The sequence below is a fragment of the Paenibacillus typhae genome (assembly GCF_900099765.1).
In the GTDB taxonomy this organism is placed as follows: domain Bacteria; phylum Bacillota; class Bacilli; order Paenibacillales; family Paenibacillaceae; genus Paenibacillus_AQ; species Paenibacillus_AQ typhae.
On the sequence record NZ_FNDX01000002.1, the window covers coordinates 194,780 to 211,768 of the forward strand.

Below are 16,989 nucleotides of genomic sequence, written 5' to 3' on the forward strand. Positions count from 1 at the left end.
CTGATCTGTCCTGCCGTTCCCTATTATAATTCCAACCCTTTTAGGAAAGCAACGGCTTTTCCCTTTAGCCTTTGACCGCCCCCGCGACCATTCCTTTCGTAATCCTGTTCGAGAGAAAGAAGTAGATCAGGATCACCGGCAATGCGCCCATGACGAGAAAAGCGCCGATATTCCCGTAGTTGACCGAATACTGGCTGACAAAGGTGTATACCCCGAACGGCAGCGTCTTCAGCTTCTCGGAGGAGATGAACGTAGCGGCCAGAATATACTCATTCCAGATATTGATAAAGGTCAGAATGCACACCGTCATAACGGGCGGAATTGACACCGGGAGAATGATGCTGGTAAAAATCCGGTACACGCTCGCTCCGTCGATAAACGCCGATTCTTCAATCTCATGAGGAATGTCGCGCATAAAGCCCGACAGGATAAAGACGGCAATCGGTGTGGAAAAAGCGATGTAGGGGAGAATCAGCGACCAGTGCGTGTTGAGGACGTGGATATTTTTGAAAATAATCATCAGCGGCAGCAGCGTGGCCTGCATCGGGATCATCATCCCCATCAGAAAAATAGTCATCACCACACCGCCGTACTTCCAACGGAACCGGGAGATGGCGTAAGCCACCATGGACGACAGCACAATAACACACACCATCGTGATCCCCGTCACAAACACACTATTGCCCAGGTACTTCAGATAGTTACCCGAGGTATATGCCTCGCTGTAATTATGCCATTGAAAGGATTTGGGAAAGGAAAAAAAGCTGCCGTCCATAATCTCTTCATTTGTCTTAAGTGAATACAGCAGCAGCCACAGCAGCGGATACAGCTGGGTTACTACCGGAATAGCGAACAGCAGATACACGATTCCTTTTTTGAATGTTTGCATCACCGTGCACCCCTTGTCTAATTGAATTTGCGGTCGATTCGGTTAAAAATCATATTGATAACGCCGGTGAAAACCAGACACACCACCACGAGGAAGGTCGCAATCGCACTGCCGTAGCCGTATTTAAAGGAGCCAAACGAGCTGTTGTACATATGCGTGGAAATGACGTCAGTGGCATGAGCCGGGCCTCCGGCAGTCATGACCATAACCAGATCAAAGGCCTGCAGCGAGCCGATAAAAGCAAGCACAATCGATATTTTGAAAATCGGGACGATCAGCGGAAGGGTGATGTAACGGTCGGCCTTGAAGCCGTCTGCCCCGTCGATTTTGGCTGCTTCATAGAGCTCATCGGGAATATTTTGCACACCTGTATATTGAATCAGCAGATGATAGCCGAAGTATTGCCAAAGGGATACGAAATACAGTGCATACATCGCGATTTGCGGCTCTGTCAGCCAGTTATGCGTCCAGCTCTCCAGCCCCAGAGAGACCAGTACACCGTTCAGCATACCGCCCATGGAGGTAGGATTGTAGACAGTCTTCCACAGTTGTCCAATGATAACGACAGACAGAATAACCGGTGTAAAATAGATCGACACCAGCGTATTGCCTCTGCGCAAATAACGGTTCAGCAGAATCGCCATGAGCAGACACAGCGGAATTTCCACCATGGATGCAACGGCGTAGAGCAAGGTTCTTTTTACCGAAGGCCAGAACACAGGGTCATTCACAAACATATCCTTGAAATTGCCAAGCCCAATAAACGTTGCAGCCGACAAGCCGTCCCATTTCAGCAGACCTGTATATACAGAAACAAGTATGGGTATGAACACAAGGCACACATATAAGAGCAGACACGGCAATACGAAGACGGCTATTGTACGCGCTGGCACCTTAAGTACTTTCATCTTTCCCGCCTCCCTATCAAACAGATTCTTTTATCTAGGCCCATTACAATCCGGTGCGGAGCAGCCTCCATTTGGCTGCTGTCCGCACCGGAGATGGGGAGTGTGTTATGATGTTCGGCCGGAGCCGCTGAAAACGAAACCGTTAATGCTTGTAAATGCTTATTCCTTGTTGGCTTCAAAAGCCTGCTGATGCTCTTTGGCCACTGCTGCGGAATCCACCTTCTGCACGAACAGATTCTGGATGCTGCTCAGGTGAACCTGTGCGGTGGCCGGATTCATCGTATTGTCAAAAGCGAGGTCCCCGCCTTGTACCTGGTTAAACAATCCGGCAATGTTGACAGCAAGATCAGAGTATCCTGCCGCCTTCAGGTCACCGTCCACCTTCTGGCCGAGTCCTACGGCATTCTTCAGCTCGAACTGTTTTTTCGGCAGATTAGAGGCAAAGAAATTCAGGAAGTCCTTGGTTTCGGCCAGATGCTCGCTGTTCGCGGAGATCGCGAAGGCACTGCCCGGGGCCAGCATGAATTCGTTTGGATTGCCTTTGCCGTTAACTGTAGGGAACTGGAAGGCGCCTACCTTGCCGGCTACAGAGGAAGCGTCGATCGCGCCGGTCTCCCAGGAGCCGATGACCCACATCGCGGCTTTGCCGGATTTGAAAATATTACCGCCGGCATTGGCATCAATCGAGGTTGCCCCATCCGGGAAGGCCCCGGCCTGCACCAGCTGCTGGAATGCATCTACCGCTTCAATGAACGCCGGATCTTCGAACGTTTTCTTGCCGCTAAGGACATCCTGAAGGAAGCCGGGGCCGCCGTTCGTGCGCAGGAGGATATTCATGAACAGGAAGGAACCGGTCCAGGAGTCTTTTTCCCCGATCGCCAGCGGCGTGATGCCCTTCTCCTTCAGGATCTTGACGTCCTGCAGCATCTCCTCGAATGTGGTAGGCGTATTTGCAATACCGGCCTGCTCGAACAGCTCTTTGTTGTAGTACACAACCTCAATGTTATTGCCGTCCGGGAGTGCGTACACATTGCCGTCGAAGCTGTAATAGTCCAGCAGACCTTCCTGATAGGTATCCTTCAGGCCGTTCTGGTCCAGCACATCGTTCAGCGGGGCGAACAGCCCGGCATCCACGAACGGCTTCATCTGCGCAGCCGGGTTCACAATCGTAATATCAGGCACTTCCTTGGAAGCGGCCTGTGTTTTCAGCTTAACCTTTTGCTGGTCTGTATTCAGCGTATCCAGCTCAATCGTGACATTCGGATGGTCCTTCATATACTGCTCCGTCAGCTCGTTGATCATCTTGTGCGAAGGCGTTGCCGGGTCAGGATAAATGTTCTGGAAGGTAATGGTTACTTTTTTGCCGCTGTCCGTTGCTGGTTCTGCTGCATTTCCGCCGCTGTTGGTACTGTTTGTGCTCTTGGGTGCATTGGTGGCTGCGGAGTCGTTAGCATTATTGCCCGAGTTGCCGCAAGCGGCCAAGCTAAGTGCCATTAATGCACTGAATCCGATTGCAAGTGATTTCTGCATGTTTCTTTTGACCATGTATGTTATGCCCCCTTACTCGTGATAGGCTAATTATCATCTCATTAAGCGCTTCCAACAAGGTGCGAACTGCAGAATAAAGGTTTGTTTTTTCTATATTGACAAGGGCTTTAAAAGGATAACGGAACTTACTGCCACTGATATCTGCGTTTGAGGCTGCAGATTGTTAGGTCCTAGATTTAGTTTGATTTTCGCCGCTTAATTCTGGTGTTTATCTGATTTTGTGATCATTAAGTGGAAAATCGCCACCTAATGAGGCCGGAACTCCGCTTTGAGTGCGAAAACGGTAAAATTAAGTGGCGATTTTCCAACTAGAATTCAATTCGGGTGGGATTCTCACAAAATAGGTGGTGATTTTCCACTGCGTTTAATAATCAACAGCCTCTAATCACAAAAGTGAACAACAAAAAGAGCAGCCGCAGCCGCTCCTTTTCTGAGGGTCAGCGTTCTACAGTAACACGTAACGCTGCCCATATAATCAGTTGTAGTTTGTACAGCATATCCCGGGTTAATCTGTTCGATAACCGTTTCTATTGTATTTCATACAACAGATTGTATTTTGTCCCGCAGGAAGAGGCAATCTGTTGCACAAAATGCAATCACAACGTACATTCCGGCTCATCAAGTGCAGCCTTGCGGTGAACCCGCAGAGGTTTCTTCCTCTTCTCACTGCCCCCGCTGCCATTGATCCAGCACGACCTGCAGTCCCGGAACATCCAGCCCGTCCAGGGAAAAGGCTTTGCGCAACAGATCATGCGGGATGAATTCATCGTATTTTCCGAGGTATGGCGCCTCATCTTTGCTGAGCAAAGACAGCGGGTCGGAAGCTGCCGCTGCCTCCGCCAGAATCGCCGCCTCCAGAGTCTCAGCGTCCGCCTTGCCGGCGACGACCATGTAGTAAGGCTCCATCGGCACGACGGAGCGCAGACCGAGCGGACCTTTGAGGTTGTTCTTCAGCAGGCGCTCGAGTGTGCGGAACTGCCGGCTTCCCGCCCATGGCAGGATAAAGATCGAATCGCCGCCGGCCGGCAGCACCTCGCGGGTCAGCAGCCCGCTCTCCTTCGCCAGCCGGCGTGCCCGCTCCAGCCTGGCGGCGGCGCTTGGTGCAAGATATGGATATATCGCTGTTGAACCCAGCACCTCGCGGATCTTGGTCATGATACGGGTATGCACATCTCCGCCTGCGCCAAGCCATAGAGTGTCTACCTTTCCGCGCGAGCTTTTGACGTAGACCGCTTTGTGGCGGTTGTCGACCTCCTCGATCTTCCAGAGCTTGCCTGCCAGCGTGAAGCAGTAGCCCTGCGGCGGCACGGTGGTAATGGAGCCGATCTCCTCGGTGCCATTGTACACGACATGCTCCTCATCGTCCTTGAACACCGCGTAGAAACGGAAGTTGTTCACGATCTTCTCGCCGGCCAGCCCGATCAGCACCGTGCCCTCATCCATTCTCTCGATATGCCCCATCGCGATCATATATTCCATAAAAGCATCATAATCCGCCGGATCAATCCCGCGGAAGGATGGCAGCGTCAATACCGCCTCCTTCAGCTCCTCCGGCTCGACTTCGCCCATGCTCTTGAGGATGCTCATCGTCTGATGATAGAGCAGCCCTACCGGCAGCTGCCGCACATTCAGCGGCTCCACCCATTTCTCGCGCACATACAGCTCGATGACGGCGATGGCCCGCAGCAGCGTCCACGGCATCCGCGCGGGAAGCTGCGCCTCCTCGTCCTCCTCCTCGGGCGTGACGAAAATCATCTCAGACGCGGCATCGCCGCGCCGTCCGGACCGCCCCAGCCGCTGCACAAAGCTCGCGCAGCTGTAAGGCGCGCCGAGCTGCAGCACGCGCTCCAGCTCGCCAAGGTCAATGCCCAGCTCCAGCGTCAGCGTCGCTGCGGCAACGGCCGGGCCGGAGCCCTCGCGGAGCGCGGCCTCCGTCTCCTCGCGCAGCATCGCCGATATGCTGCCGTGGTGCACATGGAACACGTCGCGCTCCCCGCGCTTCGCGGCCACCCGCCGCATCTCGAGGATGGTCTCCTCCGCATCTGTGCGGCTGTTCGTGAAGACCAGCGCCTTCTTCAGATGCGTATGGTCGTAGATGAACCCGTAATACGCCTGGCGCGCCTGCTCCAGCCGTTCGGCCTGTACCTCGTCCCGCGCATCCGGGAACGAGAAGTGCTCCACCCTCAGCCGGAGCTTGCGCCCGCCCTGCGGCGCGGACACCTCTACGCTCTCGCGCGTGCCGGCGGCCAGCCACTCCGTCACGGAGGCATAGTCGCTCAGCGTAGCGGAGAGCCCGATCCGCCGCGGATGGCAGCCGGCCATCCGCGAGATCCGCGCCAGCTGGCTGAGCACCTGGATGCCGCGGTCCGCGCCCATAAACGCATGCACTTCATCGACGATGATGAAGCGCAGATCATGGAACAGGGCCGGAATGGCATTCGGCCGGTTCATCAGCAGGCCTTCCAGCGACTCCGGCGTAATCTGGAGCACACCGGAAGGCTTCTGCATCAGCCTGGTCTTGTCCGCCTGCGGCACGTCGCCGTGCCAGTGCCAGACCGGGATATTGCCTTCGCGCAGCAAATCATTTAACCGTGTGAACTGATCATTGATCAGCGCCTTGAGCGGTGCGATATAGAGGATGCCCACGGAGTCGGACGGCCGCTCATACAGCTCGGTCAGCGCCGGAAAAAAAGCCGCCTCCGTCTTCCCCGAAGCAGTCCCGGAGGCGATCAGCAGATGATGCGGGGAGTCAAACAGCACGCGGCAGGCATCCACCTGGGCCTCTCGCAATGTCTCCCAGCGGTTCTTGTATATGAACTCTTTAATAAACGGAGCAAGCCTGTAGAACGGGTTGCTGCTCATAGGTCAAACTCCGCCAGCAGGCCGTCCAGATCATTTTCATCGGTTGCATCCGGTTTAATCGTCCGCTCACCGACAAGCTTCTCAAAGGACAGCTCAGGATGCTGGCTCAGCGTGTGCAGCAGATCCATAAAGTCACGCACGATTTCGCGCGGGGTCAGCAGCTCGTCCGCCCCCAGCCTGCCCACAGCCTCTTCCATGAAATGCACGAGCTGCTCCTGGGTCAGCCTGGCTTCATAGCCGTAGTGCAGGGCGTGAATATCCCGCAGCTTTTGCAGCAGCACCAGAATTTCTTCATGCGAGAGCATCTCCAGCGCAATGATCGGCCCGGTAAAGTTGCTTAGCCCCGCTGCACCGTAACGCCCTGCCACAAGCCGTGAACGAAGGGCTTCATAGCTGAACAGGCCTCTCCGTCCGTCCTCGACAAACTGCGGTGTACCGCCGATAAAAATACCCAGGCGCTCCGCCTTGCCCTGCATCGTATCATTGAACATGGTCAGCAGCTTCTCATAATTGCTCTGCCGGGAGACGCTGTTGGTTATTTTGTAGAGATTCACACCCTCGTCAATGAACAGCAGCAGACCTTTATAGCCGATCGCACCTGTAAACTCCGCCCAGAGCTTCATATAATCGTACCAGTTATCGTCGTCAATGATGACGCCGACACCAAGCGCCTTGCGCGCCTCTGTCCGGGTGGCGAATTCGCCCCGCAGCCAGCGCAGCGCATCCTGCTTCAGCTCATCCTCGGCCAGCTTATGGCCGTTCCAGTAAGAGGCCAGCACCTTGGCAAAATCAAAGCCGTGCACCAGCCCGCGCATCCCGGAAGCGACACTGTAAATTTGCTGCTCTACCTCTTCCGCAAGCTGCGGGGCATCGGCTGTAAGCCCCTTCTCCTGCATTACACCCTGCTGAAGCCCCATGATCCATTTCTGCAGCATGATCTCCAGTGCTCCCCCGTCCGGACGGGTGCGGGTTGACAGGTGGCTCATCAGCTCCCGGTAGGTTGCCAGCCCCTGCCCTTTCGTACCGACCAGCCTGCGCTCAGGCGACAGATCGGCATCGGCGACCACAAAGTCACGGTCCATCGCATAGTTGCGGATAATCTGCAGCAAAAAGCTTTTGCCGCTGCCGAACTTGCCGGTTATCAGCTTGAAGGCTGCGCCGCCGTCCGCAATGTTCTCCATGTCCCGGAGGATCGCCTCCACCTCAGGCCGGCGGCCGACAGCGATATGCTCCAGCCCGATCCGCGGCACGACTCCGGCAGTCAGGGAATTGACCAGTGCCGTTGTCATCCGCTTTGGTATTTTTAATTCACCCATTTAATCATTCACCTCATTAAATAAATCCAGCATCGGCTTCCATTCCTCAGCCAGCTCCCCGCTGTCGATCAGCAGATCACCGATTATATTCACCGCAAGCTCATTGATTTCATCATACAGCAGCTCTGCCATCGTTCCGGCAGCTGCGGCAATTCTGTCAGCCTGGGCAGGGCCGTTATCCGCGGCCAGCGCCAGCAGCACCTTCCGGTGCAATGGCAGCAATTCTGCGTTCAGCTCCTCCCATTCCGGAGGAATACCAGCAGAATTCTGTAGAGCGGCAGTTTCTGCTTCAGCAGCAGTATTGTCCTCAAACGGCTGGCTGTAATCCTGTTCCGAGCTGTTCCCGGCTTCTTTTAAAATCTGTTCAGGCTCCAATTTTACCGCCGGTAACTGCTCCGAATCCTGATTCCGGCGCTTGTCCTGATCCATTTCCGGTTCATACTCCTGCTCCGTCAACGGCTCATCATATACCTCTACTGTCAGCAGGCTGCGTACAACCTCGGAATCGCTCTGCAGCTGCTCCAGCCTCGCCCTGTCGATCACAACCGCCGGGCCTTTGGCCTCCTGCTCCGCTTTGCGGAATTCCCGCTGCAGATATTTGGTGATCAGCTCGTCCATATCCGGGTCTATCCGGATATCCTTCAGCCGTCCGCGAAAGCCCATAAGCTCCCGCAGCTTGTTCTCGGTCAGCCGGAACAGGCGGGTAATCAGGCTGCGCAGCGGCAGCAGCTTGCTGATTCTCACGACAGGTACAAGTACAGAATAGCCGTAACGTGAAATGTCATATACCGCGCTGCGGAACAGATAACGCTCCCGCATCACCGGAGGTCCCGGAGGGAACTTTTCGATCAGCCGTGCCCCGTGCTTCCTCGCGACATACGCATCGATTAAGGCTACCACCTGCGGGATGTAGCGTTCAGCCGCTTCTTTTCCGTCACCGGCATAGAACTTGGATTTGCTGATGTCATAGTCAGACATCACCGTCAGAACCTCGAAGGTCAGCTGCTCCGGGGCGGTGCTGAGACAGCGCAGCAGTTCGATCTCCGCCAGATCGCCGGATAATCCGCGTGTACGCTCAACGATCAGCGACAGGGGAACCTCAAGCTTGTGTACAAATGAAAAGTCCGCCATCCAGCTGCCCAGATATTGATCCAGCCGTTTATATTGCGCCCGGTAAGCTTCCCAGATCAGGCCCAGCTGCCGGTAGCCGTCATTCGGATCACGCCAGCCGATACCGTTAATCAGCTCATATACATGCAAGAAAATGTACGACAGATCCGTCTTCGGATACCGCCCCTGTCTCACTTCATTCCGCCAGTAGAAGTACCAGCGGCTCTGCTCGGTGGTCATATGGCTGTAGGTCGGCCAGTAGCTTTTAAACGGGACAAGCTTTGCTTCATCACCAGTCATATCCTCCAGCTCAGCCGCACGCTGTACGAACTCGCTCTCTGTCTCCTTCTTGGCGGGCGAAGCGGAATGCGCTGTACGCGGCAGCGGAGGCGCAGACTTCATCCGGGGTTCTTTGGGCGGCACATTCCACTCTTTGGGCTGTTCCGCCTTCTGCACAGACGGTCCCGTAGAAGCCGGCGGGCTGCCCTGCTCCAGATCCCACAGCTGCAGCTGCTGTGGAGCGGTTCCGTCAGCCTGTCCGCTTTTGGCCGTCTTTTTCAGGACAGAGCTATGCTCTTCAGACGGGTTGTGTCCGGATTCCCGCGGAGGAACCGCCATATCCTGTTCTGTGCTCTCCCAGACCAGCTCCGAAAAATGCAGGCCCTGCCTGTCTCTTGCCATCGGTAATCTCCCCACTCGTATCCCATAGTCATTTCAACATTATATCATATGCGTGCCTGCCAGATGCAGCGGTTAACGGCTCGCTGCCCCCTATAAAATAAGACCCTGAGCGCGCTGCGCCTCAAGATCTTATGATTAGCATCTGTCACGCGCAAAGCCGGACAATGAGAACGTTCGTTTGTGTATCCAACAAAGAATATACTATAGTACTGCTTAGTCCGCAATAGCTGCAAAAGCGCAACAATACTGAAATATAGCCGTCTAATGTTATGCGTGAAAGGAGTGGTCATTTGAAGAAGTCTCTGTTTCTGCTGATTGCGTTCTGTCTTGCAGGCACTTTATTGGCAGTAAGGTCTGTGCATGCCGATTGGGCGTACAGTTTTGTTGTAAATGAAGGAAAGTCTTATGTCATTTCGGACAAACGGGTAGAAGCCGAAGAAGTGGATTCGATGATCGGCAAGGTTACTAAATATTCGGATGAAGAAGGTACTTACTCCGGTAATTTTTCGAACTACTATCCAAAGGGCACCCAATATTTCAGTATTAAAGGCGTTAACCTCAATGAGGCGATTGCGGTCAAAACGGGGAATGGAACGTTTATTAGAGCGGACTATAATGGAGAATACGCCGGCGGAGCTTCATTCAGCTGGTCCATTCTATGGTCTGCGGCAGGTCTGCTGCTGCTCGCCGCTGTCCTTTTTATTGTTGTGAGAAAAAGAAGGTGAGCAATGAAACAGCGGCAGTCAGGAGCTCCCCTCCCGGCTGCCGCTGCTTCCATTCCCGTGGTCGATCTAAACCTTTAATCCCCCAGTGCATTCCTCAGGCATTCAAATACTCCGACGGGCTGCGCCCGGTAATCATTTTGAACACCTGGCTGAAATAAGCGGGATTGTTGAAGCCGACCATTTCGCTTATTTCATACACCATATGCTGTCCGGATTGTAGATACTCGATCGCCCGCTCGATCCGGTAATGGTTCAGGTAGCTGACGAAGTTCTCGCCGGTGATTCTTTTAAACAGCTGGCTTAAATATTTCGGATGCACATGCAGCTCCTGGGCAATGCCCATAAAGCTGATCTCCTGATTATAATTGGCCTCCACATACCTTCTGACGCTGTCGACAAGCCGGTTCCTTTTAACACCCATTTCAGAGAAAGCAGCCTTCAGATATGCCGGAAAAATCTGGCCCATCCACTCCGTCAGACTTTTCCAGGTGGGAAAATCCGACACCGTCTGCAGGAACTGCGGCATCGTCATAGGCGGAGTGCGCACGGGGCAGCAGGCGTTCCAGAAATACATCAGTGCGGTGAAAAGTCCCACACAGACCGTCTGAATATCCTGAATGGCATTCTGCTCATCCTCCTGCAGCCTTGTGTGAATAACCTCCCAAATCTCCCAGATGGCTCCCGGGTCCTTGCCGAGCAGGGCTTCATTCCACTGCTGCAGCAGCCGCGAATAGTCTTCCAGTGTCCATTGGTTTTTGCCCCCGTATTGCTCATAGGTGTAGACGAGTCCGGTTCCCTGATATTCAGCGGACAAAAGCGCTTCCCGGCTTTCGAGATAGGAATCAATCAGCTCATGCATGGCCTGCTTGACAGCGCCAATGCCCGCATAAGCCTGAAGCTGGATGTAATTCATAATCTTATCCGCGGCCTCCTGAACCGCCTCTGTGAGCAGCGCGGACAGCTCCTCCGCTTCACTGTCCAGCAGCAGTATAACCAGCATATCTTCCGAATAGTCCAGCACATGCCCCTGTATGGAGGGGTACCCTGCAAGCCTGCTGTGAATCGTCTCCCGGCAGATATTACCGGCTCCGAACCTCAGCAGCTGCCATTCCCGTTCTTTAAGCTTTTTGGCCCGTGGAGGACGGTTAAGCTGGATGCTGGCCGCCGCCAGCTGCTGCGGAATAGCAATCTGCAGATAGCCGAGCCTTTCTTCCGGCAATTCCTCTGCACTGTAGCGTGTCGTCAGCAGCTCCATCAGCAGGCGCTCCCGCAGATAGGGCAGCGTACGGCCGATCTCCAGCTTATAGCGCTCCTCCAGCCGCCGCTTCTGCTCCTGCACATCAAGCTCCAGCAGTACTTCCCTTAGTACCCCTTCAATTTCCTCGACTCTAGCCGGCTTCAGCAGAAAATGGCTGACCCCCCAGCGCATCGCCTGGCGGGCATTCTCGAATTCCTCATAACCGCTTAGGATAATAATCGGCAGCTCCGGATTTTGCTCCCTCAGCGTTTCTGTCAGCTCCAGCCCGCTCATACCCGGCATGTAGACATCCGTCATGACCAGATCCGGTGACAGCTCCCGGAACAGCTCCAGTGCTTCCGTACCGTTAACCGCCGAGCCGGCAATCGTCAGCTCAAGGTTGTCCCAGCCGACATGCCGGGTCAGCGCTTTCAGGATATGAGGATCATCGTCCACCAGCAGAATGGAACGCATCATAGGTCGCGCAGCAGCCGCTCAAGCTGTGCCTCCGTCTCAATAACCGGCAGTGTGATCATCGCCGCAACCCCTTTCTCCGGCCGGTTGGCCAGATATAGTCCGTATGGTTCCCCGCAATACAGCTGAATCCGGCTCATTACGTTCCGGGTCCCGATTCCGTTTACCTGCTCCATTGACCATCCTTCTGGCAGGCCCTGTCCGTTATCCAGCAGGCAAATCTGCAAAAAAGGCGGGCTCCCCTGCAGCTTGATCTCCCGGATCTCCAGGCGGAGAATCAGCGGGCCTGAGTCCTGGCCGTGATAGCCATGAATAATGGCATTTTCAATCAGCGGCTGTAAAATCACCTTGGGGATGTAATAGCTTCTTACAGCAGGGTCCGCTATCGCTTCTGTATACTCAATGGAAAATGGCAGGCGCTCCTGCTGGATACTCACATAACAGCGGGCATGCTCCAGCTCGTCACGCAGACGGATCATCATTTTGCCGCCGCTGAGGCCGATCCGCAGCATTTTGCCTAATTGAGTAATCATGAAGCTGATGTCCTGTGCATTGTAGTCCATCGCTTTCCAGTGGATCATATCAAGCGTATTGTACAAGAAATGCGGTTTGATCTGGGCCTCCAGCAGCCCGACCTGAGCCTCCCGCTTGGCCGCGCTGGCTTCCCGTTCACTCTGCATCAGCTCCTGCAGCCGGTTAACCATGTGATTGAACCCATAGGACATCTGTGAGTATTCTTCCGTCAGCGACTCGCTCATGCTCGCCCGGAAATCTCCCCGCTCCAGCTTGCGCATCTCCTGAATCAGCCGGCGTACCGGACGGATCATATTATGGATGAAGAAATAGGCCAGCAGCGCCGACAGCAGCAGGCTGAGCAGACCGATCAGAATAATCTGCCTGTCCGCCTTGCGGACCTCCTGCAGCAGCACCTTCGTCGGGATAACCTGCACCAGACGCCAGGAGATTGTGCTTGGCCTGGAGAACATTACCAGATACGTCCGGCCGTCCTTTTTCAGCAGCTCATAGCCGTCATTGCCCTCATAGGTATGCTGGTTGAGCCACTCCGGCTCAAGAACGGCTTTCTGGGGGACTGCGCTCCCGCCGTTCACCAGCAGCAGCAGATTGCCGCTTGTATCCACCAGATGTATCTGGCCGTCCAGCACGGCCGGAATATCCTTGAACTGCTTCAGAACATCATCTGCAGTCAGCCTGATGTAGAGATAACCGATCGTTTTGCCCTCGCTGCCGAACAAATGCTGGATATGGCCGATCAGGTATGGCTCATTACCGCTGCCGCCGAGCGGCACCCACAGTGCATCCGCCTGCTTCAGCTTATCAAACCAGCCCTCGCCGGCAATCGTATCAACCGGAAAGACCAGATCCGTCGAGCTTTGCTGCACGTCATTGAACAGATCGGAATAGATTTCAATTGAGCTTACCCCTTCATTCAGTACCACCGTATGCTGCAGAATTTCCGTAATTTCCCGCTTTCTGGAGATCATCAGATATTTGGTAACCGGCTCCGTCTCCAGATGCTCAATGACAGTCTTGTTGGCGGCAATGGAGTAGGCTGTCCCCGACACATTGGCCATAAAGTCAAAGCCCCGCTTCGTGCTCTCATTAAGCAGCGCCAGCCTGGATTTGCTGATCTCATTAAAGGTCACCGCTGAAAAGGTCCGGTAGGCGAGCAGCACGACGATTCCAAGAAAAACCAGATTAAAAAAGATGATGCTTGCCGCCATCAGCCTGGACAGCTTGCTCCGCCTGATCCGCAGCAGCCATTTGCCGAATACCCGTTGTCTCATGTGCCCCATCCTTTTTTGCCAAATAAGCAGAACCAGTTAAACCGCTTTCAAAAGGCGGTACACCGTTCCTGCTATCGGCCGGGATCCTTTACCCAAGAGTTTAACCTTTCAGGCCGGAAGTGGCAATTCCTTCGACAAAGTACTTTTGCAAAGTGATAAACAGAATGAAGCAAGGAACCAGCGACAATACCGACATCGCGAACATCGGCCCCCAATCGGACTGGGAGCTGGAGTCCAGGAACAGGCGCAGCCCCAGCGGAACTGTATACTTGGTGACATCGCTCAGGAAGATCAGCTGGCTGAAGAAATCATCCCACGTCCACATAAAGGTAAAGATCATCGTGGTAATCAGTGCGGGCAGCGCAAGCGGAATGATAATCCGCCAGAAAATCTGCACCGACCCGCAGCCGTCGATCGTCGCCGCCTCATCCAGTTCTCTTGGCAAGCCGCGGATAAACTGGACCGTCAGGAAGATAAAAAAACCGTCTGTTGCCACCCATTTTGGAGCAATCAGCGGAGCGAACGTGTTCACCCAGCCCAGATTGTTAAACAGGATGTAGCGTGGAATCAGTGTTACATGCAGCGGAAGCATGATCGTCATCAGCATCAGTGCGAAGCATACCGCCTTGAAGCGGAAATTCAGCCGGGCAAACGCGTAAGCCGCCATGGAGCAGGTAATTACATTGCCGAGCACCGCACCGGCGGACACCAGACTTGAGTTGACCAGAAACCGGGCAAAGGAGCTGCCCTGAAAGCCCGACCAGCCGCTCACGTAATTCTGGAAATTCCATTCCTTCGGCCAGAACCAGATTTCGGTAAAAATCTGATTAGCCGGCTTAAACGAGCTGCCCAGCATCCAGAGTACCGGGTACAGCATGACGAAGGCGATCAGACAGATAAAGATATGTTTGACTATAACGGTTCCTTTAAAAGCACTGCTTGTATCCATCTCTTATTTCCCCCCATCCTCATAGTGGACCCAGTATTTGCTGCTGCCGAACACCAGTAAAGTAAAGATACCGATCAGCAGCACCAGTATCCAGGCCATCGCCGAGGCATATCCCATCTGGAAGAAGGAAAAGCCCTTTTTGTACAGATACAGCGAATACATCAGGGTGGAGTTCACCGGGCCGCCGCTGCCGTTGCTGATAATGAACGCCTGAGTGAAGGACTGGAAGGCCGTAATGGTCTGCATGATGACATTGAAGAAGATAACCGGGGAGAGAACCGGCAGTGTGATATGAAGAAATTGTCCGATTTTACCCGCACCGTCCACCGAGGAGGCATCATAATATTCCGGCGGCACCTGCTTCAGCCCTGACAGGAAAATGATCATGGAGGAGCCGAACTGCCAGACTGACAAAAGAACTATCGAATACAGCGAATATTTCGGGTTCGATACCCAATCCGGTGCATGGATGCCGGTCATAGCCAGCAGCTGGTTAAGCAGACCGTCCCCTCCAAGCATCTTCCGCCACAGCATCGCGATAGCCACACTTCCTCCCAGCAGGGTAGGAATATAATACACCGTACGGTAAATGCCCAGTCCGCGAATGCCTTTGTTCAGCAGCAGGGCTACCGCAAGAGCAAACATCAGCTTGAGCGGCACCGATACAAATACGAAGATGAAGGTCACTTTTAGTGATTGGGTAAACAGCGGATCTGCCGTAAACATCGTGACAAAGTTATCGGCGCCGATCCATCTGGAGCTTTCAAGGATACTGTAATCGGTAAAAGAATAATAAAGCGATGCGGCCATCGGACCCAGCGTCAGACACACCAGCCCGATCAGCCAAGGTGCCAGGAACAGAAGGGCGACGCCGTTCTGATTATAGCGTGCGCCCAATCTGCGCCGCTGTGTTTTGGACTGCCGCCGTTTAACGGCTAAAAGCTCTGTACTCAATGTGGTTTCCCTCGCTCCCCTGCGGGAGAGGCGGTGTTCTGCACATGAAGGTACCGGACACCGCTTCCCTCAGCTTTATTTGGATTTGCCCAGGATCTGATTGGAGCCTGTGATAAATTGCTCTGTGACTTGCTCTATGCTGCCTTGGCCGAAAGCAATCTGCTCGCTGGCGCTCTTGAAGTTTTTGTCGATTTCCGAAAAGCCTTGCGGATATGGAGGATCAATGTTGCTGGAATGCTGGGATACGAGGTCGATAAAGTCAAAGACCAGCTGCTCAGATTCTGTCAGCGTCGGCTTAAGCTGCTCACGGATGCTGGCATTGACCGGTACGCCGCGCTCGGAGCCCAGAATGGCTGTTGCTTCCGGATCATTGACCATGAAGTCGATCAGCATGGCCACTTCTTTTGGATGTTCCGTCTTGGCATTACCGGAGATGAACTGGCCGGGCTTCAGATATTCGCCGATCTTCGTTTCGTTCTCACCGTGCGGAATCACCTGCATCTTCAGCTTATGACTCTGGTCTTTCTGGACGTTCAGATAAGTGAGCAGCTGATTGGACCAGGCAAAGTCGAACGCCGACTGTCCCACAGAAAGCGGTCGTGTCTCCAGTGCGTTGGTCATCGCTGCAGTAATCTCCGGAGTCGTTGCACCGCCGGAATCACGCAGCTCCTGCCAGTAATTGAACCAGTTCGTAATCACTTCCTGTGACGGGCCCAGCTGGTTGTCAGCAAACAGGCCTGTACCATATTGGCGGGCATAGATTTCGAACATATTGGTTGTGCCTGAAATATCCGGTGTACCGTAGTAGCCGCTGCCCTTTTTCTCGGCAATCTGGTTGGACATCTCCGCAAAATCCTTCCAGGTCCATGATTCTTCAGGTTCCGCAATACCCAGCTCCTGCAGCACGGTAGCGTTGTAGACTACACCGGGGGCATTCACGCCAAGTGTGACAGCATACAGCTTGCCGTCGATGCTGCCGGCATCAATCATGCTCTTGTCATGCTCCTCTGTCCGCAGCGTCCCGTCACTGCTGTAAGGTGTCAGATCAAGCAGCGTGCCGCGTTTGGCATAGTCAGACAGAAACGCGTAGTCCATCTGGATAATATCAGGCGCATTCGAGCCTGCCACTTGAGTAGACAGCTTGTCAAAGTAGCCGTCCCAGCCGGAATATTCAGGTTTAATTGTGATATTCGGATACTTCTCTTCAAACAGTGCAATCATCTTCGTTGTCAGGTCATGGCGGGTCTGCGAGCCCCACCAGGTCATACGCAGCTCAATTGTTTCTGCTGAAGGTTCACTCCCGGCCGTTGCTGCAGCCCCTTCCGGAGTATTTCCTCCGCCCGATGAACATGCGGCTGTAGCCATCAGCAATACCGAACTTACAATCAGCAATAACCCCTTGGTCTTTTTGGTTTTCATCTGCTGCCTCCTTTAATAAGTAAGCGATTACAAAAGTAATTATACTTGCGCCCCTGCTCAGGGTACATCTACAAAAGTAAGGGGTTTTATTAAATAGGTAAGCAAGATGCAA

Annotated in this window: 12 protein-coding genes; 1 reads left to right on the plus strand and 11 read right to left on the minus strand. The window is 53.9% G+C overall.

The features are described 5' to 3' along the window. Nucleotides 1-64 precede the first annotated feature (64 nt). The 6 genes from BLR64_RS02510 to BLR64_RS02535 form a co-directional block, all read right to left on the minus strand. Nucleotides 65-889 (minus strand): carbohydrate ABC transporter permease, encoded by an 825-nt coding sequence (locus BLR64_RS02510; RefSeq protein ID WP_090711893.1) that lies wholly within the window; start codon nt 887-889, stop codon nt 65-67. Between the two features lie 17 nt (nt 890-906). Then, nucleotides 907-1,797 carry a carbohydrate ABC transporter permease gene (locus BLR64_RS02515; protein WP_090711895.1) on the minus strand — a complete coding sequence of 297 codons (891 nt, stop codon included), beginning with the start codon at nt 1,795-1,797 and terminating at the stop codon, nt 907-909. A gap of 159 nt (nt 1,798-1,956) precedes the next feature. After that, nucleotides 1,957-3,342: an extracellular solute-binding protein gene (locus BLR64_RS02520; protein ID WP_208607119.1), complete on the minus strand. Its 1,386-nt coding sequence runs from the start codon at nt 3,340-3,342 to the stop codon at nt 1,957-1,959. A 666-nt stretch (nt 3,343-4,008) separates the two neighbouring features. Continuing rightward, nucleotides 4,009-6,207: a DEAD/DEAH box helicase gene (locus BLR64_RS02525; protein WP_090711897.1), complete on the minus strand. Its 2,199-nt coding sequence runs from the start codon at nt 6,205-6,207 to the stop codon at nt 4,009-4,011. Next, nucleotides 6,204-7,523, minus strand: coding sequence for an ATP-binding protein (locus tag BLR64_RS02530; RefSeq protein ID WP_090711899.1), 1,320 nt, complete (start codon nt 7,521-7,523; stop codon nt 6,204-6,206). The genes BLR64_RS02525 and BLR64_RS02530 overlap by 4 nt, the downstream gene beginning before the upstream one ends. Then, nucleotides 7,524-9,314: a TerB N-terminal domain-containing protein gene (locus BLR64_RS02535; protein ID WP_090711901.1), complete on the minus strand. Its 1,791-nt coding sequence runs from the start codon at nt 9,312-9,314 to the stop codon at nt 7,524-7,526. Between the two features lie 290 nt (nt 9,315-9,604). Between BLR64_RS02535 and BLR64_RS02540 the strand changes: the two genes are divergently transcribed. Continuing rightward, the gene (locus BLR64_RS02540) at nt 9,605-10,039 is read left to right on the plus strand and encodes a hypothetical protein (protein ID WP_244157590.1); all 435 of its coding nucleotides are present in this window, start codon (nt 9,605-9,607) and stop codon (nt 10,037-10,039) included. A gap of 94 nt (nt 10,040-10,133) precedes the next feature. Here BLR64_RS02540 and BLR64_RS02545 read toward each other — a convergent pair whose 3' ends face one another. The 5 genes from BLR64_RS02545 to BLR64_RS02565 form a co-directional block, all read right to left on the minus strand. Beyond that, a complete protein-coding gene (locus BLR64_RS02545) occupies nt 10,134-11,753 on the minus strand; it encodes a response regulator (protein WP_090711903.1) in 1,620 nt (539 codons plus the stop codon). Then, nucleotides 11,750-13,555: a sensor histidine kinase gene (locus BLR64_RS02550; protein WP_167360581.1), complete on the minus strand. Its 1,806-nt coding sequence runs from the start codon at nt 13,553-13,555 to the stop codon at nt 11,750-11,752. The genes BLR64_RS02545 and BLR64_RS02550 overlap by 4 nt, the downstream gene beginning before the upstream one ends. Before the next feature lie 100 nt (nt 13,556-13,655). Next, nucleotides 13,656-14,504: a carbohydrate ABC transporter permease gene (locus tag BLR64_RS02555; protein ID WP_090711907.1), complete on the minus strand. Its 849-nt coding sequence runs from the start codon at nt 14,502-14,504 to the stop codon at nt 13,656-13,658. A gap of 3 nt (nt 14,505-14,507) precedes the next feature. Beyond that, nucleotides 14,508-15,401, minus strand: coding sequence for a carbohydrate ABC transporter permease (locus tag BLR64_RS02560; protein ID WP_208607124.1), 894 nt, complete (start codon nt 15,399-15,401; stop codon nt 14,508-14,510). Nucleotides 15,402-15,533: 132 nt separating this feature from the next. Continuing rightward, the gene (locus BLR64_RS02565; RefSeq protein ID WP_090711909.1) at nt 15,534-16,877 is read right to left on the minus strand and encodes an ABC transporter substrate-binding protein; all 1,344 of its coding nucleotides are present in this window, start codon (nt 16,875-16,877) and stop codon (nt 15,534-15,536) included. Nucleotides 16,878-16,989 lie beyond the last annotated feature (112 nt).

What these genes read in the sequence shown, in the direction of transcription:
- BLR64_RS02515 (WP_090711895.1), bottom strand. Translation starts at nt 1,797, where the DNA reads ATGAAAGTACTTAAGGTGCCAGCGCGTACAATAGCCGTCTTCGTATTG.
- BLR64_RS02545 (WP_090711903.1), bottom strand. Translation starts at nt 11,753, where the DNA reads ATGATGCGTTCCATTCTGCTGGTGGACGATGATCCTCATATCCTGAAA.
- BLR64_RS02525 (WP_090711897.1), bottom strand. Translation starts at nt 6,207, where the DNA reads ATGAGCAGCAACCCGTTCTACAGGCTTGCTCCGTTTATTAAAGAGTTC.
- BLR64_RS02565 (WP_090711909.1), bottom strand. Translation starts at nt 16,877, where the DNA reads ATGAAAACCAAAAAGACCAAGGGGTTATTGCTGATTGTAAGTTCGGTA.
- BLR64_RS02555 (WP_090711907.1), bottom strand. Translation starts at nt 14,504, where the DNA reads ATGGATACAAGCAGTGCTTTTAAAGGAACCGTTATAGTCAAACATATC.
- BLR64_RS02530 (WP_090711899.1), bottom strand. Translation starts at nt 7,523, where the DNA reads ATGGGTGAATTAAAAATACCAAAGCGGATGACAACGGCACTGGTCAAT.
- BLR64_RS02520 (WP_208607119.1), bottom strand. Translation starts at nt 3,342, where the DNA reads ATGGTCAAAAGAAACATGCAGAAATCACTTGCAATCGGATTCAGTGCA.
- BLR64_RS02535 (WP_090711901.1), bottom strand. Translation starts at nt 9,314, where the DNA reads ATGGCAAGAGACAGGCAGGGCCTGCATTTTTCGGAGCTGGTCTGGGAG.
- BLR64_RS02510 (WP_090711893.1), bottom strand. Translation starts at nt 889, where the DNA reads ATGCAAACATTCAAAAAAGGAATCGTGTATCTGCTGTTCGCTATTCCG.
- BLR64_RS02550 (WP_167360581.1), bottom strand. Translation starts at nt 13,555, where the DNA reads ATGAGACAACGGGTATTCGGCAAATGGCTGCTGCGGATCAGGCGGAGC.